The organism is Bradyrhizobium sp. Bra64, from assembly GCF_024519875.1.
Lineage (GTDB): Bacteria > Pseudomonadota > Alphaproteobacteria > Rhizobiales > Xanthobacteraceae > Bradyrhizobium > Bradyrhizobium japonicum_G.
This window is the reverse complement of the sequence record NZ_JALJRD010000014.1, coordinates 72985-92324: the sequence shown is the minus strand read 5'-3', so window position 1 is coordinate 92324 and position 19340 is coordinate 72985. Positions and strand designations below refer to the sequence as shown.

15 protein-coding genes are annotated in these 19340 nt (G+C 65.0%); 4 read left to right on the top strand and 11 right to left on the bottom strand.

Annotation, left to right across the window (positions count from 1 at the left end; all coding sequences use genetic code 11):
* Positions 1-42: 42 nt before the first annotated feature.
* The 4 genes from NR187_RS29405 to NR187_RS29390 all read right to left on the bottom strand — a co-directional run bounded on the left by NR187_RS29405 (position 43) and on the right by NR187_RS29390 (position 3963).
* Complete coding sequence (locus NR187_RS29405; protein ID WP_256808587.1) at positions 43-939, bottom strand: TauD/TfdA family dioxygenase; 897 nt, start codon at positions 937-939, stop codon at positions 43-45.
* 244 nt (positions 940-1183) lie between these two features.
* Positions 1184-2467 (bottom strand): flavodoxin-dependent (E)-4-hydroxy-3-methylbut-2-enyl-diphosphate synthase, encoded by a 1284-nt coding sequence (gene ispG / locus NR187_RS29400; RefSeq protein WP_256808586.1) that lies wholly within the window; start codon positions 2465-2467, stop codon positions 1184-1186.
* A gap of 12 nt (positions 2468-2479) precedes the next feature.
* Positions 2480-3433, bottom strand: a complete 954-nt coding sequence (locus NR187_RS29395; RefSeq protein WP_211384009.1) for a DMT family transporter — start codon at positions 3431-3433, stop codon at positions 2480-2482.
* Between the two features lie 35 nt (positions 3434-3468).
* Entirely contained in the window at positions 3469-3963 is a 495-nt protein-coding gene (locus NR187_RS29390) for a Fur family transcriptional regulator (RefSeq protein WP_211384008.1), read from the bottom strand.
* Positions 3964-4120: 157 nt separating this feature from the next.
* On the opposite strand from NR187_RS29390, the gene NR187_RS29385 reads away from it, so the two are divergent.
* From NR187_RS29385 to NR187_RS29375, 3 genes are read left to right on the top strand one after another with little or no spacing between them, the layout of a single operon-like run.
* Positions 4121-4603 (top strand): MarR family winged helix-turn-helix transcriptional regulator, encoded by a 483-nt coding sequence (locus tag NR187_RS29385; protein ID WP_211384007.1) that lies wholly within the window; start codon positions 4121-4123, stop codon positions 4601-4603.
* Positions 4596-5759 (top strand): HlyD family secretion protein, encoded by a 1164-nt coding sequence (locus NR187_RS29380; RefSeq protein ID WP_256808584.1) that lies wholly within the window; start codon positions 4596-4598, stop codon positions 5757-5759. The genes NR187_RS29385 and NR187_RS29380 overlap by 8 nt, the downstream gene beginning before the upstream one ends.
* 4 nt (positions 5760-5763) lie before the next feature.
* Positions 5764-7320: an MDR family MFS transporter gene (locus tag NR187_RS29375; protein WP_256808580.1), complete on the top strand. Its 1557-nt coding sequence runs from the start codon at positions 5764-5766 to the stop codon at positions 7318-7320.
* A gap of 56 nt (positions 7321-7376) precedes the next feature.
* Here NR187_RS29375 and NR187_RS29370 read toward each other — a convergent pair whose 3' ends face one another.
* The 7 genes from NR187_RS29370 to pcaF form a co-directional block, all read right to left on the bottom strand.
* Positions 7377-8441, bottom strand: a complete 1065-nt coding sequence (locus NR187_RS29370) for a phosphotransferase (protein ID WP_211384004.1) — start codon at positions 8439-8441, stop codon at positions 7377-7379.
* A gap of 75 nt (positions 8442-8516) precedes the next feature.
* Positions 8517-10208, bottom strand: a complete 1692-nt coding sequence (locus NR187_RS29365) for a methyl-accepting chemotaxis protein (protein ID WP_256808578.1) — start codon at positions 10206-10208, stop codon at positions 8517-8519.
* 341 nt (positions 10209-10549) lie between these two features.
* On the bottom strand, positions 10550-12544 hold the full coding sequence (locus NR187_RS29360) for a methyl-accepting chemotaxis protein (RefSeq protein ID WP_256808577.1): 1995 nt from the start codon (positions 12542-12544) through the stop codon (positions 10550-10552).
* Between the two features lie 222 nt (positions 12545-12766).
* Positions 12767-13369, bottom strand: a complete 603-nt coding sequence (gene pcaG, locus NR187_RS29355) for a protocatechuate 3,4-dioxygenase subunit alpha (RefSeq protein ID WP_211384001.1) — start codon at positions 13367-13369, stop codon at positions 12767-12769.
* Positions 13370-14071 (bottom strand): protocatechuate 3,4-dioxygenase subunit beta, encoded by a 702-nt coding sequence (gene pcaH, locus NR187_RS29350; protein WP_256808576.1) that lies wholly within the window; start codon positions 14069-14071, stop codon positions 13370-13372.
* 126 nt (positions 14072-14197) lie between these two features.
* Positions 14198-15091 (bottom strand): dioxygenase, encoded by an 894-nt coding sequence (locus tag NR187_RS29345; RefSeq protein WP_211383999.1) that lies wholly within the window; start codon positions 15089-15091, stop codon positions 14198-14200.
* A 52-nt stretch (positions 15092-15143) separates the two neighbouring features.
* The gene (pcaF, locus tag NR187_RS29340) at positions 15144-16352 is read right to left on the bottom strand and encodes a 3-oxoadipyl-CoA thiolase (RefSeq protein WP_211383998.1); all 1209 of its coding nucleotides are present in this window, start codon (positions 16350-16352) and stop codon (positions 15144-15146) included.
* A gap of 216 nt (positions 16353-16568) precedes the next feature.
* Between pcaF and mutS the strand changes: the two genes are divergently transcribed.
* The gene (gene mutS, locus NR187_RS29335) at positions 16569-19307 is read left to right on the top strand and encodes a DNA mismatch repair protein MutS (RefSeq protein WP_256808573.1); all 2739 of its coding nucleotides are present in this window, start codon (positions 16569-16571) and stop codon (positions 19305-19307) included.
* The last annotated feature ends 33 nt before the right edge of the window (positions 19308-19340 follow it).

The window sequence follows — 19340 nt, the reverse complement described above, 5'->3', positions numbered from 1 at the left end:
ATTGGCGCGGGAGCAGGAGGACGTCAACGCAAGAAGCGGCGTCTACACCGGCCTCTCGCCCTTCACCGTCACCCGCGTGCCGGACCGCGTATGGGGCCAATAGTCCCACATTGCGCGGTGCTGGGTGCAGCGGTTGTCCCAGAACGCGATGGCGTTCTCGGTCCAGCGGAAGCGGCACTGGAATAGCGGGTTTTCCGCGTGCTGATAGAGGTAGGCAAGCATCGCGTCGCTCTCGTCGCGCGGGACGCCGTTGATGTGGCGGGTGAAGCCGCGATTGACGTAGAGCGCCTTCTTAGCCGTGACCGGATGCGTGCGCACCACGGGATGCTCGGCACTCGGATAGGATGGACGGTCGGCGACGCCGTAATTGGCGTAGAGCCCGCGATAGATCGGCTCGCCGTCGTGCAGCGCAGTCAGCCCGTCGAGATAGGCCTTCATCCGATCCGACAGCGCCTCATAGGCCGCATACATGTTGGCGAACAGCGTGTCGCCGCCGCGCGGCGGGCATTGCTTGATGTAGAGGATCGATCCCATCGGCGGCTCGAGATCGCAGGACACGTCGGAATGCCAGCCCTCGCCATTGGCACGCGGCGAGTTCGCATCAGCATAGATCTTCATCAGCGCCGGGTCTTCGTCCTCGTGCGGGGCGGCGGGATGGAAATGCAGCTCGCCGAACTTGCGGCCGAAGGCCAGATGCTGCTGCGGCGTGATGTGCTGGTCGCGCAAGAAGATGACGAGGTTTTCGGCCAGCGCGCGCTGGATCTCGTCCATCTGCCGGTTGGAGCGGGCATCGTCCGAGACGAGCTTGCCGATGTCTACGCCGGATATTTCCGCGCCGATGATAGGGGTCAGCTTTTCGACCGCGATGGTTTCGTAAGGCGTGCCGTCTTCCGCCGTGTGGCGGTAGCGCGGGCCCTGCTTGCCGGCGAGTGAGCTCATGGGTGTTGCTCCCAATCATTGTTGATTGAGAGCCATCGTAGCGCGCGGTGACAGATACGCAATCTGCGCTGCAAGCACAGCCGTCGTCCCGGGGCGCGCAAAGCGCGAGCCCGGGACCCATAACCACAGAATTGGGTTTGACGATGATTCGGAGTGACAGTTCACATAACCACAACGGCCTGTGGTTACGAGCCCCCGCCTTCGCGGGGGCGACGAGCAGAGCGCGGGTTACAGCTGAGTGAAATCACTCCGCCGCGGTCACCGGCACCTTGGCGCCCTGGCCGTAGCGCTGGTCGATGTAATCGATCACGAGCGCCTTGAAGTCGGCGGAGATGGTCGGGCCGCGCAGCGTGCGGAACTTCTTGCCGTCGACGAACACCGGGGCGGCCGGCGCTTCGCCCGTGCCCGGAAGCGAGATGCCGATATTGGCATGCTTGGATTCGCCGGGGCCGTTGACGATGCAACCCATCACCGCGACGTTGAGTTCTTCCACGCCGGGATATTTCGTCTTCCAGGCCGGCATCTCGTCGCGGATGAAATCCTGGATCGAGCGCGCCAGCTCCTGGAACGTGGTCGAGGTGGTGCGGCCGCAACCGGGGCAGGCCGCGACCAGCGGCACGAAGGTGCGAAAACCCATGGTCTGCAAGAGCTCCTGGCCGACCTGCACCTCGCGGGTGCGATCGCCGCCCGGCTCCGGGGTCAGCGAGATGCGGATGGTGTCGCCGATGCCCTGCTGCAGCAGGATGCCGAGCGCGGCCGAGGACGCCACGATGCCCTTGGTGCCCATGCCGGCTTCGGTCAGACCGAGATGAATCGCATAGTCGGAGCGGCTGGCAAGATCCTGATAGACCGCGATGAGATCCTGCACCGCCGAGACCTTTGCGGACAGAATGATGCGGTCCTTCGGCATGCCGAGCTCTTCGGCACGCGCGGCCGAGAGCAGCGCGGACTGCACCATGGCCTCGCGCGTCACCGCGCGCACGTCGCGCGGGTTGGCGGACGCGGCGTTCTCGTCCATCAGCTTGGTCAGCAGTTCCTGGTCGAGCGAGCCCCAATTGGCGCCGATGCGCACCGGCTTGCTGTTCTTGTTCGCGATCTCGATAATGTCGGCGAACTGGGTGTCGCGCTTGTCCTTGAAGCCGACATTGCCGGGATTGATGCGATATTTGGCGAGCGCCTCGGCGCAGGCCGGATAGGCGGCGAGCAGCTTGTGGCCGATATAATGGAAGTCGCCGATCAGAGGCGTGGTGATGCCTCGCTTGAGCAGGCCGTCGCGGATGTGCGGAACGGCGGCAGCGGCCTCCTCGCGGTCGACCGTGATGCGGACCATTTCGGATCCGGCGCGCGCGAGCGCTGCGACCTGGGCAATGGTGCCGTCGATATCGGCGGTGTCGGTGTTGGTCATCGACTGCACGACGATCGGCGCACCGCCGCCGACGGCGACGTCGCCGACCTTGACCTGGGTGGTCCTGTGCCGGGGCGCGGGGCCCGCGACGTCGGAATCGATGGGGTTTGCGAGCTTGTTCATGGCGTCCAAATATCAGGTTTTGGTGACGTTCAGCAATGCATCAGGCGGCGCCACAGCCGTTCGGCTGGGACGGTTAACCAGAAAAAGCCCAGCAATTACAAGGACGGCCGCCGCGCCGAAAGTCAGGCTCAAGGTGTCGTGCATGATGAAATAGCTACCCACCACGCCAAACAAAGGGGTGATGAAGGTAAAAGCCGACAATTTGCTGGCCGAATAGGTCTTCACCAGCGCGAACCAAAGCGTGAACGTGGTTCCCACCACCCAGATCGCCTGAAAGGCCATCAGGCCGAGCGATAGCGGGGACGGCGTGTGGGTTATGGATTCGCCGAACAGCCAGGCTGCCAGCCCCAGGATCGGGATCGAGGTCGCGACCTGATAGCCCAGCGCCTTCTCGGGCGCGGCGAAGCGCAGCCGCGTGCTCTTGGCGACCAGTGTGGTCGCAGCCCACAGCGCCGCGCCGCCGACGATCATGAGGTCGCCGAGCAGAACGTGGGAATCGACATTGGGCTGCGGCACGCCGATGGCGAGCGCGACGCCGGCAAAGCTGATGGCGAGCCCCAGCCATTGCGTGCCGCCGAGCCGCTCGCCGAGCACCTGATAGGAGCCAAGCGCGACGAAAAACGGAGCGGTGTAGAGAAACACCACCGCGCGGGACGCAGGGGTGAGGCGCAGCCCCTGGAAGATCAGCACGAATTCGATGCCGAACATCAATCCGGCGATGAGGCCCGGTTTCCAGGTGCCGTCGCGCTCGAAGAATTTGACGCCACGCAAGCTGCCTATGATGAACAGCACCGGCAACGCGCCCATCGAGCGGATCATCGCCTGAAGCATCGGCGGGATGTCCGGCAGCACCAGCTTCACCGCGATCTGGTTGAACCCCCAGGTCAGGCACAGCATGAGCATCAGCGCGATGGCGCCGGCACTGAGAGGGCGCCCGGTGGACGGTATGGCTTGTGGTGAGGACATGTCTTCCCGAAAAACCGGCTTTGCGCCGTTGTTGCTTATGCAGCTTTCTGACAATGGGCGCAGACGCCCGTGATTTCCACCACGGACAATTTGGGGGCGAAGCCTGAGCTGCGCGCGGCGGAGTTGAGGTCCCTGGCGAAGGAGGCCGACGGAATCTCGCCGACGAGGCCGCAGCGCTCGCAGATCAGGAACGTCACCGCCGACGTCGCGTCATGATCGTGGGCGGCGCAGGCCAGATAGGCATTTCGGCTTTCGATGCGGTGCACGAGGCCGTTGGCCATCAAGAAATCGAGAGCACGATAGATCGTGATCGGCGCCGGCCGCGGCATCGATTTAGCCAGTTCGTCGATCACCTCGTAGGCGCCGAGCGGACGATGGCTGGAGAGCAGCGCTCCCAGCACCTGGCGCCTGATCGGCGTGAATTTCTGCGCGCGTTGCTCGCAAACGGCCTCGGCATGCGACAGCGCGTCCGCGGTGCAGCGGCCGTGATCGTGGTCGGGCGTCGGAAATGCCGGCTTTGCGAGGGTCATGTGGCCTGACTTCTAGCATTTCGCCGATGGAACCCAAAGCGCGACCGGGGGTCTTGGCCACCAGCCATGCTTTCGCGGCGGGACAGCGTCCCGCTAACCCGCCGTGAAATAATCATAAGCTTGCTTATCATATGCGAGCTTATAGGAGACAAAGCTTATGACCCGCGGGTCGGTCGACCAGAACTTCCTGTTCACGCTCGGTGAGCTCTACCGCCTGTTGCGCGTCTACGCCGACAAGGAGGCCTCGCGCTTCGGCATCACCCGCGCGCAATGGGCGGTGCTGTCCAAGGTCGAGCGCAGCGAGGGCATGAAACAATCGGAACTCGCCGAGCTTCTGGAAATGCAGCCGATCACGCTGACGCGGCTGATCGACAAGCTCTGCGACAGCGACTGGATCGAGCGCCGCAACGACGCCTCGGACCGCCGCGTCAAACGGCTCTACTTGAAGAAGGCCGGCCGGACCTTGCTCGGCAAGATGAGCGGCCTCAAGTCCGAGCTTACGGCCAACGCGCTCGACGGCATCAATCCGGCGGACGCTCACCGTCTTCTCACCCAACTCGAATCCATCAAGGAAAACGTGCGTAACGCGATCCAGACCAGCGGAGCGGAACAAGCGCGTAAGGAGCAGCGCTATGGCTGACCAGGTTCTCAAATTCCAGCCTGAGCAGAAGAGCGACAGCGGCAAGCCGACCAAGAAGGCCGGCACCGATCCGCGCCGCCGGCTGATGGCGGGTCTGCGCCGCTATCGCCGCGTCCTCCTCCTGGTCGTGCTGCCGATCGTCGTCGCCATCGGCGGCATCACCTTCTATCTCAACGGCGGCCGCTATGTCGGCACCGACGACGCCTATGTCGGCGCCCAGAAAGTGCTGGTGACGCCCGACATCCCCGGCAAGATCCTGAAGGTGGTCGTGAAGGAAGGCCAGTCGGTCAAGCGCGGCGACGAGCTGTTCGAGATCGACCCCGTGCCGTTCCGCCTCGCGGTGGACGAGGCCAGGGCGCAGCTGATGCAGGCGCAGTCGACCTATGACAATCTCGTTGCCAACATCAAGATCTATGGCGACATGCTCAACCTTGCCCAGCAAGGCATCGATCTGAAGCAGCGCGACGTCGAGCGCAAGCAGGCGCTGGTGAAGAACAATTTCGGCTCGCAGCTTGATCTCGACAACGCTTCGAATGCTCTGGTCACCGCCGGCGCACAGGCGCAATACATCAAGCAGCAACTCTCCAACGCCAAGACGCAGCTGCTCGGCGACCCCGCCTTGCCGCTGGAGCAATTCCCGCCCTACGCACAGGCGAAAGCCAAGCTGGACGATGCCCAGCGCAACCTCGACCACACCGTGCTGCGCGCTCCGATGGACGGCGTGGCGACACAGGTCGAGCAGATCCAGCTCGGCCGCTTCGTCACAGCCGGCACGCCCGTCTTCTCCATCATCGACGTCGCCCATCCCTGGGTCGACGCCAATCCGAAGGAGAGCGACCTCACCCACGTTACCGAAGGGCAGGCCGTCACGCTCGAGGTCGACGCGTTCCCGAACCACGTCTTCAAGGGCAAGATCGGCTCGCTCTCGCCCGGCACCGGCGCGCAATTCGCGATCCTGCCGCCGCAGAACGCCACCGGCAATTTCGTCAAGGTGGTGCAGCGCGTGCCGATCCGGATCTATTTCGACGAAACCGACAAATACGTGCGGAAGCTGAAGGCCGGCATGAGCGTCTATGCCACCATCGACACCGGCCATCAGCGCTCGCTTGCCGGCCTGTTAGGCCTGTCGGCAACGGCGAACCAGGACAAGGACTGATCCGGTGTCCGGCCCCAATGCCCATTTGATGGTCCCCGGCCTGCGCCGGAACATGGTGACGATCTGCGCCATGACCGCGACCATCATGCAGGCGCTGGATACCACCATCGCCAATGTCGCCCTGCCCTACATGCAGGGCACGCTGTCGGCCTCGCAGGACCAGATCAACTGGGTGCTGACCTCCTACATCGTCGCCGCCGCGATCATGACGGCGCCGGTGGGCTGGATCGCCAACCGCTTCGGCCGCAAGCGCATCTTCATCATCTGCGCAGCCGGCTTCACCATGGCCTCGGTGCTGTGCGGCCTCGCGCAAGACATCAACCAGATGGTGCTGTTCCGGCTGCTGCAGGGCGTGTTCGGCGCGGCCCTGGTGCCGCTGTCGCAATCGGTGATGCTCGATTATTACACGCTGCAGGAGCGCGCCAAGGCGATGTCGATCTGGGGCATGGGCGTGATGATGGGCCCGATCATGGGCCCCTCACTCGGCGCCTGGCTGACCGAGACCTATTCGTGGCACTGGGTGTTCTTCGTCAACTTGCCGTTCGGCTTCATCACCGTGCTCGGACTGATCGTCTTCATGGACGAGACAGACAGGAATCTCAGCCTCAAATTCGACTGGTTCGGCTTCGCCGCGCTGGCGGTGGCGATCGGCTCGCTGCAGCTTGCGCTCGACCGCGGCGAGCAGCTGGGCTGGTTGGAATCCAATGAGATTCTCGCGGAGTTCATCATCTCGGCCGTCGCCTTCTACTACTTCCTCGCGCACTCCTTCACGACCTCGACGCCGTTCATCCGCTTCGCGCTATTCCGGGATCGCAACTTCGTCACCGGCTGCATGTTCATGGTCGTGATGGGGCTCGTGCTGTTCTCGACCATGGCGCTGGCTTCGCCCTACATGCAGAACGTGATCGGCTATCCCATCATCACCGCGGGCCTGCTGCTGGCGAGCCGCGGTTTCGGCACCTTCTTCGCCATGATGCTGGTCGGCCGCATGATGCGTTATTTCGAGGCGCGCACGCTGATCATCTCCGGCCTGACGCTGACCGCCGGCTCGCTCTACCAGATGACCGGCTGGACCGATTTGACCCAGGTACCGGAGATCGTGACCGTGAGCGTCATCCAGGGCTTTGGCTTCGGCCTCGTCTTCGTGCCACTCTCGACAGTGGCGTTCCTGACGCTGTCGAACAATCTGCGCACCGACGGCACCGCGATGCTGACCCTGATGCGCAACGTCGCGAGTTCGGTCGGCATATCCGTGGTCATCGCCCAGCTGACCCAGGGCACGCGGCGGACCTATGCGATCCTCTCCGAGGACATAAACCCGTTCAACCACACGTTGCAGATGCCCAACGTCAGCGGCATGATCAACCTCTCCACCGACGCCGGCCGCGCCATGGCAGACAGAATGGTCAGCGTGCAGGCGCAGATCATCGCCTTCGCACACGACTACCAGCTGGTGATGGTCTTCATCCTCTGCACCATCCCGCTCGCTCTTTTGATCGGTTCGACCAAGGCCACTCTGCGCAAGCAGGCCGCGGGGCCGGAGCATGCGGTGATGGAGTAAGGGGGATCACAACTTCCGCCGTCGTCCTGGACAAGCGAAGCGCAGGTTCAGCACCCCTACCCCAAAAACTCTTCGCAGCCGAGATCGTCGACAGCGAGCATCACGCGCTCCAGATTATTCCACCAGATCACCGGGGGGATATTGATGCTCCATTGCCAGACCGGCTTGGTGATGTGCCAGAGCACCGACCAGCGATAGTCCTGATCGAGCGCGCCGCGCGTATAGCCGCTGACGCCGTGCGCGATCAGCGTGTCGTGGTAATGGTTGAGCAGAAGGCGCTCGAGCGCCTGCCGGCGTTCCGGATACCAATGCAGCGCCATCATATAGGCGAGGTCGCGGGTCGGCACGCCGATCCGCCACTGGTCGAAATCGAAGATACGGACGGTGTCCGTCACGCCGGCACGCGGCAGCAGAAAATTCCAGATATGGGCGTCGCCATGGGTGATGGTGAGGTGGCGGTGCGAATGATAGCGCCGCAACAGCCGGTCGGACTGATCGATGAAGCGGCGGTAGAGCGTGCGGCGCTCTTCACTGAGACGATCGCCGAGCTGATCGGCGAACCGGTCGTAATGGGATGCGAACGTCTCCAAATCTGCGGCTGTATCGTCCGTGCTCGCCCAGGTCCCGGCGGTCTCGCCGAGACCGGCATGGTCCCACCACGCCGCGTGCCAGCGCGCGAGCGCGGTGACGATGGCCAGCGCCTGACCGCGCGATGGCGGCAGCGGCCATTGGCTCGCGATCTCGTGGCTGTCGGTGAGATCCTCCAGCAGGAGATGCCAGGCGAGGCTCTCCTCGTCGAAATTCCCGTCGAAGCAGCGCGGCACCAGCTGCGCCGGCATTCTGGGCGCAAGCTGTGTGTAGTAGGCCACCTCGTGGCGACCGGCATTCGCCAGCGGCTTGGCGAACGCGGCATGCGGCGTCTTGAGAATCAGAGACTGCGGCGAGCCGGCGGATTCCCCGACATAGCGCAGGCCGAGCCGGGTGATATGCGACACGACCGTGTCGCGCTCATGCAGCACCTTGACCTCGCGCACGGCACCTGCGTCCAGCGCGCCGGCCTTGCGCAGTGCCGCGGTGAGATGTGCGGCGTCCGCCGCCTCCGGCAATCGTGAATCTGTCATGAGCGCCCGACCCCCGTCGCGTTGCTCCATTCTGCACAACCGCGCTGCCGGGCGCCAGCGGCCGCAGCCGCCGGCTCAAGCCGCCGCTGTCGAGTCGCGCACCGTCCGGACCACGACCGACCGCAGCGCTTCGAGATTGGCCGCCATGCCGGCGATCGCCTGCCTGACCTCCGCGGCCCGCTCGTTCACGGAGGCGGCGTCGCGGCTGACATTGCCGATCTTGGCCGAGACCTCATTCGCGGCGGACGCCGATTCGGAGATCGACCGCGTGATCTCGCGCGTCGCGGCGTCCTGCTCTTCCATCGCCGCGGCAACCGAGGTGGCAACGCCGTCGATCTCGACGATATGGCCTCCCATGGTTTCGACGGCGTCCACCGCGGCCTGCGTCGAGGCCTGGACCTCGGCAATCAGCCGCCCGATCTCCTCGGTGGATTTGGCGGTCTGGTCGGACAGGGATTTCACTTCCGCGGCGACCACCGCGAAGCCGCGGCCGGCCTCGCCAGCGCGCGCCGCCTCGATCGTGGCGTTGAGCGCCAGCAGGTTGGTCTGCCCCGCGATGCCGCCGATGAGGTCGGAGACCTCGGCGATCTTCTTCACCGCGCCCGCCAGCGCCTGGATGGTCGAACGCGCCTGCTCCCGACCGGCGACCGCCGATTTGGTGACCGTGCTGGTCCGCGCGACCTGGGTCGCGATCTCGCGGATCGAGGCACTGAGCTCTTCCGCCGCGGCCGAGACGGTCTGCGAGCTGCCAAGGGCCTGGGTGGAGGCCGCGGCGACCGCCTGCGACTGCGCGGAGAGCGACCTCGCGATCTCGGATAGGCTGGTAGCGGCGTGCTCCACGCCTTGTGTCGCCGCGCTCGCGGTGTCGACCGATCGGCCGGTCTCGCGCTCGACGATTTCGGCCATCTGGTGCAGGGCTCCGCGCTTGGCAAGCGCCGCGTCCTGCTCCTTTTGCAATTGTTCCTCGCGCAGGCGGGAATTCTCGACCGCGGCCTGCTTGAACACCAGCAGGGCGGCCGCCATCGAGCCGACTTCGTCCTGGCGGTGCGCGAACGGAATGTCGGCGGCCAGATCGCCGGTCGCGAGCTTCTGCATCGTGCCCGTCATGCGGACGATCGGGCGCACCACGCCGAGGGCAACCCCGAGCAGGCCGGCGGCGATGAAGGTGAGCACGGCGGCCGAGACGCCGAGGAGGACATAGAGCATCGAGCTGTCGCGCTCCGCGGCCAGCTTCTCGATGTCGGCATTCTGCTTGTTGGCGCTCTCGACGATGCTGTCGATGACGGCGCGATGCGCGGTGTAGGCATCCTTCAGCTGCGCATAGGCGCGCTCGGCGGCAGCCATGTCCTTGGCCTTGAGGGCCGGCAGTAGCTGGTCGGACAACAGCTTCCAGAACTTCTGCACCTCGGCATCGGACTTCGACACCAGCGCCGTCTTCAGGTCGGCAGAAAGGCTGGAGCCGACCCAGAATGCCTTGCGATCGTCGTAGTCCTTGCGGAGCTGGACCAGGCGCTCGCCATGGGCCGCCAGCTGGTCCGGCTCGCGCATGGCGAGGGTGGCCTCGAGATAGGCCTCGATGACGTATTCCGGCGGCGGCAGGATGTCCGCGATGAGATCGTTGCCCAGCTTGATGTCGGAATAGAGCGGCCCACCGACCTTCAGTTCTTTCAAGGCGTACAGGCTGGTCGAAACCACGGCGGTAAAGCCGATGGCGAGCGCGATTCCGAACGCGATGATCGCGGAGGACAATGACAAGCGAATGTTCATGGAAGGATCCGGAGCCCCGCATCAGATTCGGTGATCCTAGATCGTTACGGTAAATACGGACTTGCCCGCGGGAGCGACAGCAAGAGAAATGCTCCGCAAAACTACGGGAAGTAGGCCCTCAAGCGATCAGGTTTGAGTCAGCGAGACTGACACATAAGCGCGAAAGAGAACGATCTCAGGTGTGATTCGCCACACACCGGCGTCGCTTGCGCTGGATGAGAAAGCCTGCCGGCGACTGACACCGCCGGAGCGCCTCATCCCGAACGTCGAAGTCCCGTCTCGCCGTCGCCTGCGAAGGCAGGTCAAGCCGATGGACCGGCTGTCTACCTCGTGCGTCGCGATCAGGCCGCAACGGCCTCGCCGAAATTGCGGGCGAGCCAGCCAGCGAGATCGGCACTCTGAGCGGCGTCCAGCCTGAACGCAACATGTGCGGCCTCGCCATCGTGAGTTCGAACGGTAAATGGCAGCGCCGACGCCAAGCCCCTGATTTGCAGCAGGCCGGTTTCCCCGACATGGATTTGCGGCGCGCAACGAACCCAGGCGCCGCCTTCCGAAAGGTCGACCAGCGTCGCCGCGTGCACGGCCTGCCTGGCGTCGGTCACCGACACCTGCAGATCGGTCGGATAGCGCCGCGCCGAACGACGATCGACCTCTGCCGTCGAGCTGCGGACCGTGCGGACCAGGACGGATTTGAGCGACGCCAGGTTCGCCGACACGCTGGAGATTGCCTCACGCATCTCGCTGGCACGCTCGTTGACCGAATCGGCATTGTGGCTGACATGGACGATCTTGGTGGAGACCTCCTTGGCCGCGGACGCCGACTCCGAGATCGAGCGAGCGATCTCGCGCGTCGCGGCGTCCTGCTCTTCCATCGCGGCCGCGACAGAAGTCGCAACGCCATCAATCTCGATGATATGGCTGCCCATATCCTCGACGGCGGCAACGGCCGCCTGAGTCGATGCCTGGATCTCGGCGATCAGGCGCGCGATCTCCTCGGTCGATTTGGCCGTCTGGTTGGACAACGACTTGACCTCGGCGGCGACCACGGCAAATCCGCGTCCGGCATCACCCGCACGCGCCGCCTCGATCGTGGCGTTCAGCGCCAGCAGGTTGGTCTGGCCGGCGATGCCGCCGATGAGATCGGTGACCTCCGCGATCTTCTTCACCGAACCCGACAGGGCCTGGATGGTCGTGCGCGCCTGCTCGCGGCCCGCGACGGCTGATTTCGTCACCTGGCTTGCGCGCGCGAGCTGGCTCGAAATCTCGCGAATTGACGCGGTCAGCTCTTCGGCCGCCGACGATACGGTTTCCGCACTGGCCAGCGCCTGCTCGGATGCAGCGGCGACGGCTTGCGATTCCGTCGACAGCTCGCAGGCGATCCCCGAAAGGTTGGAAGCGGTCCGCTCCACGCCTTGCGTTGCCGCAGCGGCCATCTCGACCGACGCGCCGGTTTCCCGCTCGACTGTCTCCGCCATGCCCAAGAGCGCTTCACGTTTGGCTATAGCCGCCTGCTTTTCTGTCCGCACCTGTTCGTCACGCAGCCGGGCATTGTCCAGCGCGCTCTGCTTGAATACCGCAAGTGCACTCGCCATGGAACCGACCTCGTCGCGACGGGCGGCGTAGGGTACTTCCGCCGTCAAGTCTCCCGTCGCCAGCTTCTGCATCGCGCCGGTCATGTTGACAATCGGGCGGACAACCCCGAGGACGACGAACGCGAGGCCTCCAGCGATCAGCGCGAGAACGGCGGCGGACACGCCTTGCACGACATATGAGATTGACGAGTCGCGATCGGCCGCGAGCTTCTCCATATCTGCGTTCTGCTTATTGGCGCCCGCCACGATGCCATCGATGATGGTGCGGTGAGCGCTGTAGACGTCTTTCAATTGGGCATAGATACGCTGGGCAGCGGCCTCGTCCTTGCTCTTCAGTGCCGGCAGAAGCTGGTCGATGACGAGTTTCCAGAACTTCTGCACTTCGGTGTCCGATCGCGTGACAAGCACGGTCTTCAGATCCTGAGCCAGCGGGGAAGTGCTCCAGAACGCCTTGCGATCTTCATAGTCCTTGCGCAGCTGAACGAGCCGCTCGCCATGAACAGCAAGCTGATCCGGCTCGCGCATCGCCAACGTCGCTTCCAAATAGGCCTCGAGCACATAGGCGGGTGGCGGCAGGATATCGGCGACGAGGTCATTGCCGAGCTTGATGTCGGAATAGAGCGGCCCACCAACCTTGAGCTCGCGAAGCGCGTAAGCACTGCTGGCGACGACAGCCACAAAGCCGAGGACGAGCAGAACGCCGAAGAGAATGATCGCTGAGGAGATCGACAAACGAAGCTTCATGAAAGGACCCGCAGTATGAGTTGTCCTATTCGTAGCCCGTTGTCCTCAACGGACATTGAATGAAGCTGTCGGAAACTGGCAGCGAGAGCTACGTACGATACCGGAGGTCGCGGGCTCGCGGGTGAAGGCCCATATCGAGATACCAATAACTTGTGAGCCAAAACGCGAATGCCCGGGCGGCCCCGGGCATCTCAACATGGACGGACAACAAACTCCGTCGTTTCACACGTCGAAGAACACCGTCTCGTTGTCGCCCTGAAGCCGCAGGTCGAGGCGATAGACCGCCTTGCCGGCTTCGCGCACCGCCGTCAGCGTGGCGCGGCGGTCGGCGGGTACCAGCGCGAGCACCGGGTCGGCGGCATTGCCGGCCTCGTCGCTGAAATAGATCCGGGTATAGAGATGCCGCAGCATGCCGCGCCCGAACACCGCAAGAAGAATGTGCGGCGCCTGCGGCTTGCCGTCGGGATCCGGCACCACGCCCGGCTTGATGGTCTCGAAAGCGTAGTTGCCATCCTTGTCGGTGCCGCAGCGCGCAAAACCGCGGAAGCTCGCATTCGGCAACGCGCGCTTGTCCTGCGGGTCGGCAAAGCGGCCCTGCGCGTCTGCCTGCCAGATCTCGAGCATGACGTCAGGCACGACGACGCCGTCGCCATCGAACACGCGCCCCTCGATCCGGACGCGGTCGCCGGTAACGTCAGGCGTGAGCGTGGAGCTGGTGAACGCGTCGTTCCAGGCGTATTCGCCGGTCGGCGTCAGGCCGTATTTGAAGAACGGGCCGACCGTCTGCGATGGCGTGATCCCGTTGTCCTTCACATTGTCCTGCACTTAATGGTTCTCCATAGGCGTGGCGTTCTTGCCGCGCAGCACGATGTCAAAGCGGTAGCACAGCGCCCATTCGGGCTGGGTGTTCTCGAGGTCGAACGCGGAGACCATCCGCGCCCGCGCCTTCTCGTCCGGCACCGAGTTGAAGATCGGATCGAACGGAAACAGGGGATCGTTCGGGAAATACATTTGCGTCACGAGCCGCGTGACGAAGGAATGACCGAACACCGAGAGATGGATGTGGGCCGGGCGCCAAGCGTTGTGATGATTGCCCCAGGGATACGCGCCGGGCTTGATGGTGACGAAACGATAGTACCCGGAGGCATCGCTGACGGTGCGGCCCGCGCCGGTGAAATTCGGATCGAGCGGGGCCGGGTGCTGGTCGCGGACGTGAACGTAGCGGCCGCAGGAATTGGCCTGCCAGATCTCGACCAGCGAGTTCGGCACGCCGCGGCCGTCCTCGTCGCGCACATGGCCGTGCACGATGATGCGCTCGCCAATCGGCTCGCCCGTATGCTGGGTGGTGAGATCGCTGTCGCCCTCGCGCACGGTCTCGTGGCCGTAGACGGGGCCGGTCAATTCCGACAGCGTGTGGCGCATCGGGATCAAGGGCTTGTTCGGCGCGCGCTTGATCGAACTCTTGTACTCGGGCGACAGCGGCAACGGATGCGCCTTGTTGCTGTCGACGGGATAGATGAATGTCATGGGCGAACTCCTCCCCGGCCATTTCGGATCGGCCGGTCAACGCTTCCGTCAATCATTATAGGATATAACTAATTTGGGGAAGCGAGTTTGGCAGTCCTCCTGCGCCCGGTGCCTGGCACAAGCGGCCTATTTGATCGGCGGACGCGGCAGCACGGCTTCGCCGGCCTCGAGCCGGTAGGTGTGGTCGAGCGAATACCAGGGCGTCGCGACATCGCGCTCGGTCGGATGCGGCGAATCATGGCGCAGGAAATGGCCGATCAGCGCTTGTGTCACACCGAACTGCACGTCGCTGTCGATATGCGGATCGGCGGGGTCGTAGACCTGCGAGATCAGCACCTTGAATCCGGGCTTGAAGACCAAAGCGTGCAGGTGTGCGGGACGATAGGGGTGCCGGGTCTGCGCCTTGAGCAGGCGGCCTACCACGCCATCGGTCGGGATGGGATAACCGATCATCATCACCGAACGGAAAGCGAAGCGCCCATCCTCATCGGTCGTGAACTTGCCGCGCAGGTTCATGTCGGCCTGCTCGGGATCCTGGTTCTCATAGAGCCCGACCGGTGAGGCGTGCCAGACATCGACCTCGGCGCCGGCGATCGGCCGGCCGGCCTTGTCCACGACGCGGCCGTTGACGAACAGCGACGCCCCCGGCGTCTCGGAGCGCACGATCGATCCGCCGTTCTCTACCCGCGGCGAGTTCAACCGCCAGAAGGGTCCGAGCAGCGACTGATCCGTCTCCGTATTGCCCTGATCGCCGTTGTTCAGCAGGCAGACGAGCGGGGAGACCCCGAGCGAGCCCGCCATCAACACGACTTCATTATGCGTGTCGGTGGTCAGCTTGCCGAGCTCGGCCACGATCGCGGTGGCGTCGCGGAATTCCTTCTCGGTCAGGCGCACATCGCGGACGAAGCCATGCAGGTGCTTGACCAGCGAGACCATGATCTGGCGCATCCGCGGATCGGAGGTTCGCTCCATCACCGCCAAGGCGGCGGCCGTGACGTCCTGCTCGCGCGCGATGATCATGGCACGATCCCTGAAACCCTCTCCCCGCAAGCGGGGAGAGGGAGGAGAGAGCTCAATTCAACTTCTCGATCGCGACGGCAACACCCTGGCCGACACCGACGCACATGGTGGCCAGCGCCAGCTTGCCGCCGCGCTTTTCCATGCCGTGCACGGCGGTGAGCGCCAGCCGCGCGCCGCTCATGCCGAGGGGATGGCCGAGCGCAATGGCGCCGCCGTGCGGGTTGACGAAATCCGCATCGTCGGCAACGCCGAGCTGGCGCATGCAGGCGATGCCCTGCGAGGCGAAGGCCTCGTTGAGCTCGATCAGGTCGAAATCGCTGATCTTCTTGCCGAGCCGTTCCATCAGCTTGCGCGTTGCTGGCACCGGGCCGATGCCCATGATGCGCGGCGGCACGCCGGCCGAGGCGAGGCCGAGGATACGCGCGCGCGGCGTCAGGCCGTGCCTCTTCACGGCCGCCTCCGAGGCGAGGATCATCGCGGCGGCGCCGTCATTGACGCCAGAGGCATTGCCGGCGGTCACCGTGCCGGGATTGCGCACGATCGGCTTCAGCTTGGCGAGGCCCTCCAGCGTGGTCTCGGGACGCGGATGCTCGTCCTTGTCGACCGTTATCGGGCCCGCCTTGCCGCCGGGAATGGTGATCGGAATGATCTCTTCGGCGAAATAGCCGGCGGCGATCGCCGCACCGGCACGCTGCTGCGAGCGGATCGCGAAGGCGTCCTGGTCGGCGCGCGAGACCTGGAATTCCTCGGCGACGTTCTCGCCGGTCTCGGGCATTGCGTCGACACCATACTGCGCCTTCAGCAGCGGATTGATGAAGCGCCAGCCGATGGTGGTGTCAAAGATCTCGGCGGAGCGGGAGAACGCTTCCTGAGCCTTGCCCATCACGAACGGTGCGCGCGTCATGGATTCGACGCCGCCCGCAATCGCAAGCTCGATCTCGCCGGAGCGGATGGCGCGGCCAGCGGCGCCGACCGCATCGAGGCCGGAGGCGCAAAGGCGATTGAGCGTCTGGCCGGGAACCGAATCCGGGAGCCCTGCGAGCAGCAGCGCCATGCGCGCGACGTTGCGGTTGTCCTCGCCGGCCTGGTTGGCGCAGCCGAAAAAGACTTCGTCCACCTGCGCCCAGTCGAGATTGGGATGTTTTGCCATCAGCGCCTTGATCGGGGCTGCCGCCAGGTCGTCGGCGCGAACCTTGGCGAGCGAGCCGCCGAAACGACCGATCGGGGTCCGCACGGCATCGCAGATAAAGACGTCACGCATCGCTGTTCTCCCTGAATGCCGCGGTTCGGCCAGAATTCTTCAATGACGGCGGAGTTTTAGGAGGGCGCCCGCGGCAGGTCAATTGACTGATACGCGCTTGTTCCGTGGGGGGCGCACGCCGGCCACGCATGCCGCGGTGCGGACAACGTGGAAAACCTCCCGTCCCCGGCCAAAGCGATAGTTTGGCTGGACGAAATTGGGTAGTTTCCGCCGCTCATGACACTACAGCAGCCCATTCCCGCGCCAGAACCTGAACCCACGCCCGCGCCGCAGGTAGAAGCGGCCGCGCGCGTCACGCCGATGATGGAGCAATACCTTGAAATCAAGGCGGCGCATCAGGGCCTCTTGCTGTTCTACCGGATGGGCGATTTCTACGAATTGTTCTTCGAGGACGCCGAGATCGCCTCAAAGACGCTCGGCATCGTGCTGACCAAGCGCGGCAAGCATCAGGGCGCGGACATTCCGATGTGCGGCGTGCCGGTCGAGCGCTCCGAGGATTATCTGCACCGCCTGATCACCGCCGGCCACCGGGTCGCGGTGTGCGAGCAGACCGAGGATCCCGCCGCCGCGAAAGCGCGCGGTAACAAGAGCGTGGTGCGCCGCGGCGTGGTACGGCTGGTCACGCCGGGCACGCTGACCGAGGACACGCTGCTCGACGCGCGCGCCAACAATTACCTGCTGGCGATTGCGCGCGCCCGGTCCTCCGGCGGCGGCGACCGCTTCGGCCTCGCCTGGATCGACATCTCGACCGCCGAATTCACCGTGATGGAATGTTCGGGCGGCGAGTTCGCCGCGACGCTGGCGCGCATCAACCCGAACGAGGCCATCGTCACCGACGCGCTCTATAACGACAGCGAGCTCGGGCAGACCTTGCGCGAATTGCCGGCGGTGACGCCGCTGACCCGCGACGTCTTCGACGGTGCCACCGCCGAGAAGCGGCTGTGCGACTATTTTGCCGTCGCGACCATGGACGGGCTGGCGCAGCTGACACGGTTGGAGGCCACCGCCGCGGCGGCCGCAGTCACCTATGTCGACCGCACCCAGGTCGGCAAGCATCCGCCGCTGTCGCCGCCAGCCCGCGAAGCCTCAAGCGCCACAATGGCGATCGATCCGGCGACGCGTGCCAATCTCGAATTGACGCGAACGCTCGCCGGCGAGCGCCGCGGCTCGCTGCTCGACGCGATCGACTGCACGGTGACCTCGGCCGGCTCGCGTTTGCTGGCGCAGCGGCTCGCGGCACCGCTGACGGATGCACCCGCGATCGCGCGGCGGCTCGATGCCGTCAGCGCTTTCGTTGCGGATTCGGCCGCGCGCGAGGACATCCGCAGCATCCTGCGCGGCGCGCCCGACATGTCGCGGGCACTGGCCCGCCTCTCGGTCGGCCGCGGCGGACCGCGCGACCTTGCCGGCTTGCGCGATGGCATCATCGCCGCCGACCAGGTGCTGTCGCGGCTCGGCGAGATCGACCAGCCGCCGCAGGAGATCGCCGCGGTCATGGCAGCCCTGCAACGTCCGTCGCGCGAATTGGCATCCGAACTTGCCTGCGCGCTCGACGATCAATTGCCACTGATCAAGCGCGACGGCGGCTTCGTTCGTCAGGGCTACGAGCCCGCGCTGGACGAAACGCGAAGCCTGCGCGATGCCTCGCGCCTGGTGGTCGCTTCGATGCAGGCCCGCTACGCCGACCACACGGGCGTCAAGGGCCTCAAGATCCGGCACAACAATGTGCTCGGCTATTTCGTCGAGGTCACCGCGCAGCACGGCGACAAGCTGATGTCGGCGCCCTTGAACGCCACTTTCATTCACCGCCAGACGCTGGCGGGACAGGTTCGCTTCACCACCTCCGAACTCGGGGAGATCGAAGCCAAGATCGCCAACGCCGGCGACCGTGCGCTCGGGCTCGAGCTCGAGATCTTTGAACGGCTCTGCGCCAGAGCACTGGATATCAGCGATGACCTGCGCGCCGCCGCCCATGCCTTCGCATTGCTCGACGTTGCGACCTCGCTGGCCAAGCTCGCAATCGACGACAATTACGTGCGGCCCGAGGTCGACGAGTCCCTCGGCTTCGCCATCGAGGCCGGCCGCCATCCCGTGGTGGAGCAGGCGCTCAAGCGCAACGGCGAGCCGTTCATCGCCAATGCCTGCGACCTGTCGCCGGGACCTGCGCAAAAATCCGGCCAGCTTTGGCTGCTGACCGGTCCCAACATGGCCGGTAAATCGACCTTCCTGCGCCAGAACGCGCTGATTGCGCTGCTCGCCCAGGTCGGCAGCTTCGTGCCGGCGACGCGCGCGCGGATCGGCATCATCGACCGCCTGTTCTCTCGCGTCGGCGCCGCCGACGATCTTGCCCGCGGCCGTTCCACTTTCATGGTGGAGATGGTCGAGACCGCCGCGATCCTGAACCAGGCCGGCGAGCGTTCACTCGTGATCCTCGACGAGATCGGCCGCGGCACCGCGACCTTCGACGGCCTCTCGATCGCCTGGGCCGCGATCGAGCATCTGCACGAGAGCAATCGCTGCCGCACGCTGTTCGCGACGCATTATCACGAGCTGACGGCGCTCTCGGCAAAACTGCCGCGGATGTTCAACGCCACCGTGCGCGTCAAGGAGTGGCAGGGCAATGTCGTGTTCCTGCACGAGGTGCTGCCGGGCTCGGCCGACCGCTCCTACGGCATCCAGGTGGCCAAACTCGCCGGCCTGCCGCCTGCGGTCATCTCGCGCGCCAAATCGGTGCTGGCAAAACTCGAAGCCCAGGATCGCGGCCAGACCGCGCGCGCCCTCGCCGACGACCTTCCCCTGTTCGCGGTGCCCTCGCGCGCCGCGGCCGAAGCAGCACCGCCGAGCGAAGCCGAACTGCTGACGGACGCGGTGAAGGCGCTGCACCCCGACGAGATGTCGCCGCGCGAAGCGCTCGATGCGTTGTATGCGTTGAAGGCGAAACTGCCGAAGCAGTGACAGACGCGGTCGGTTACGCCTTCGGCTAACCCA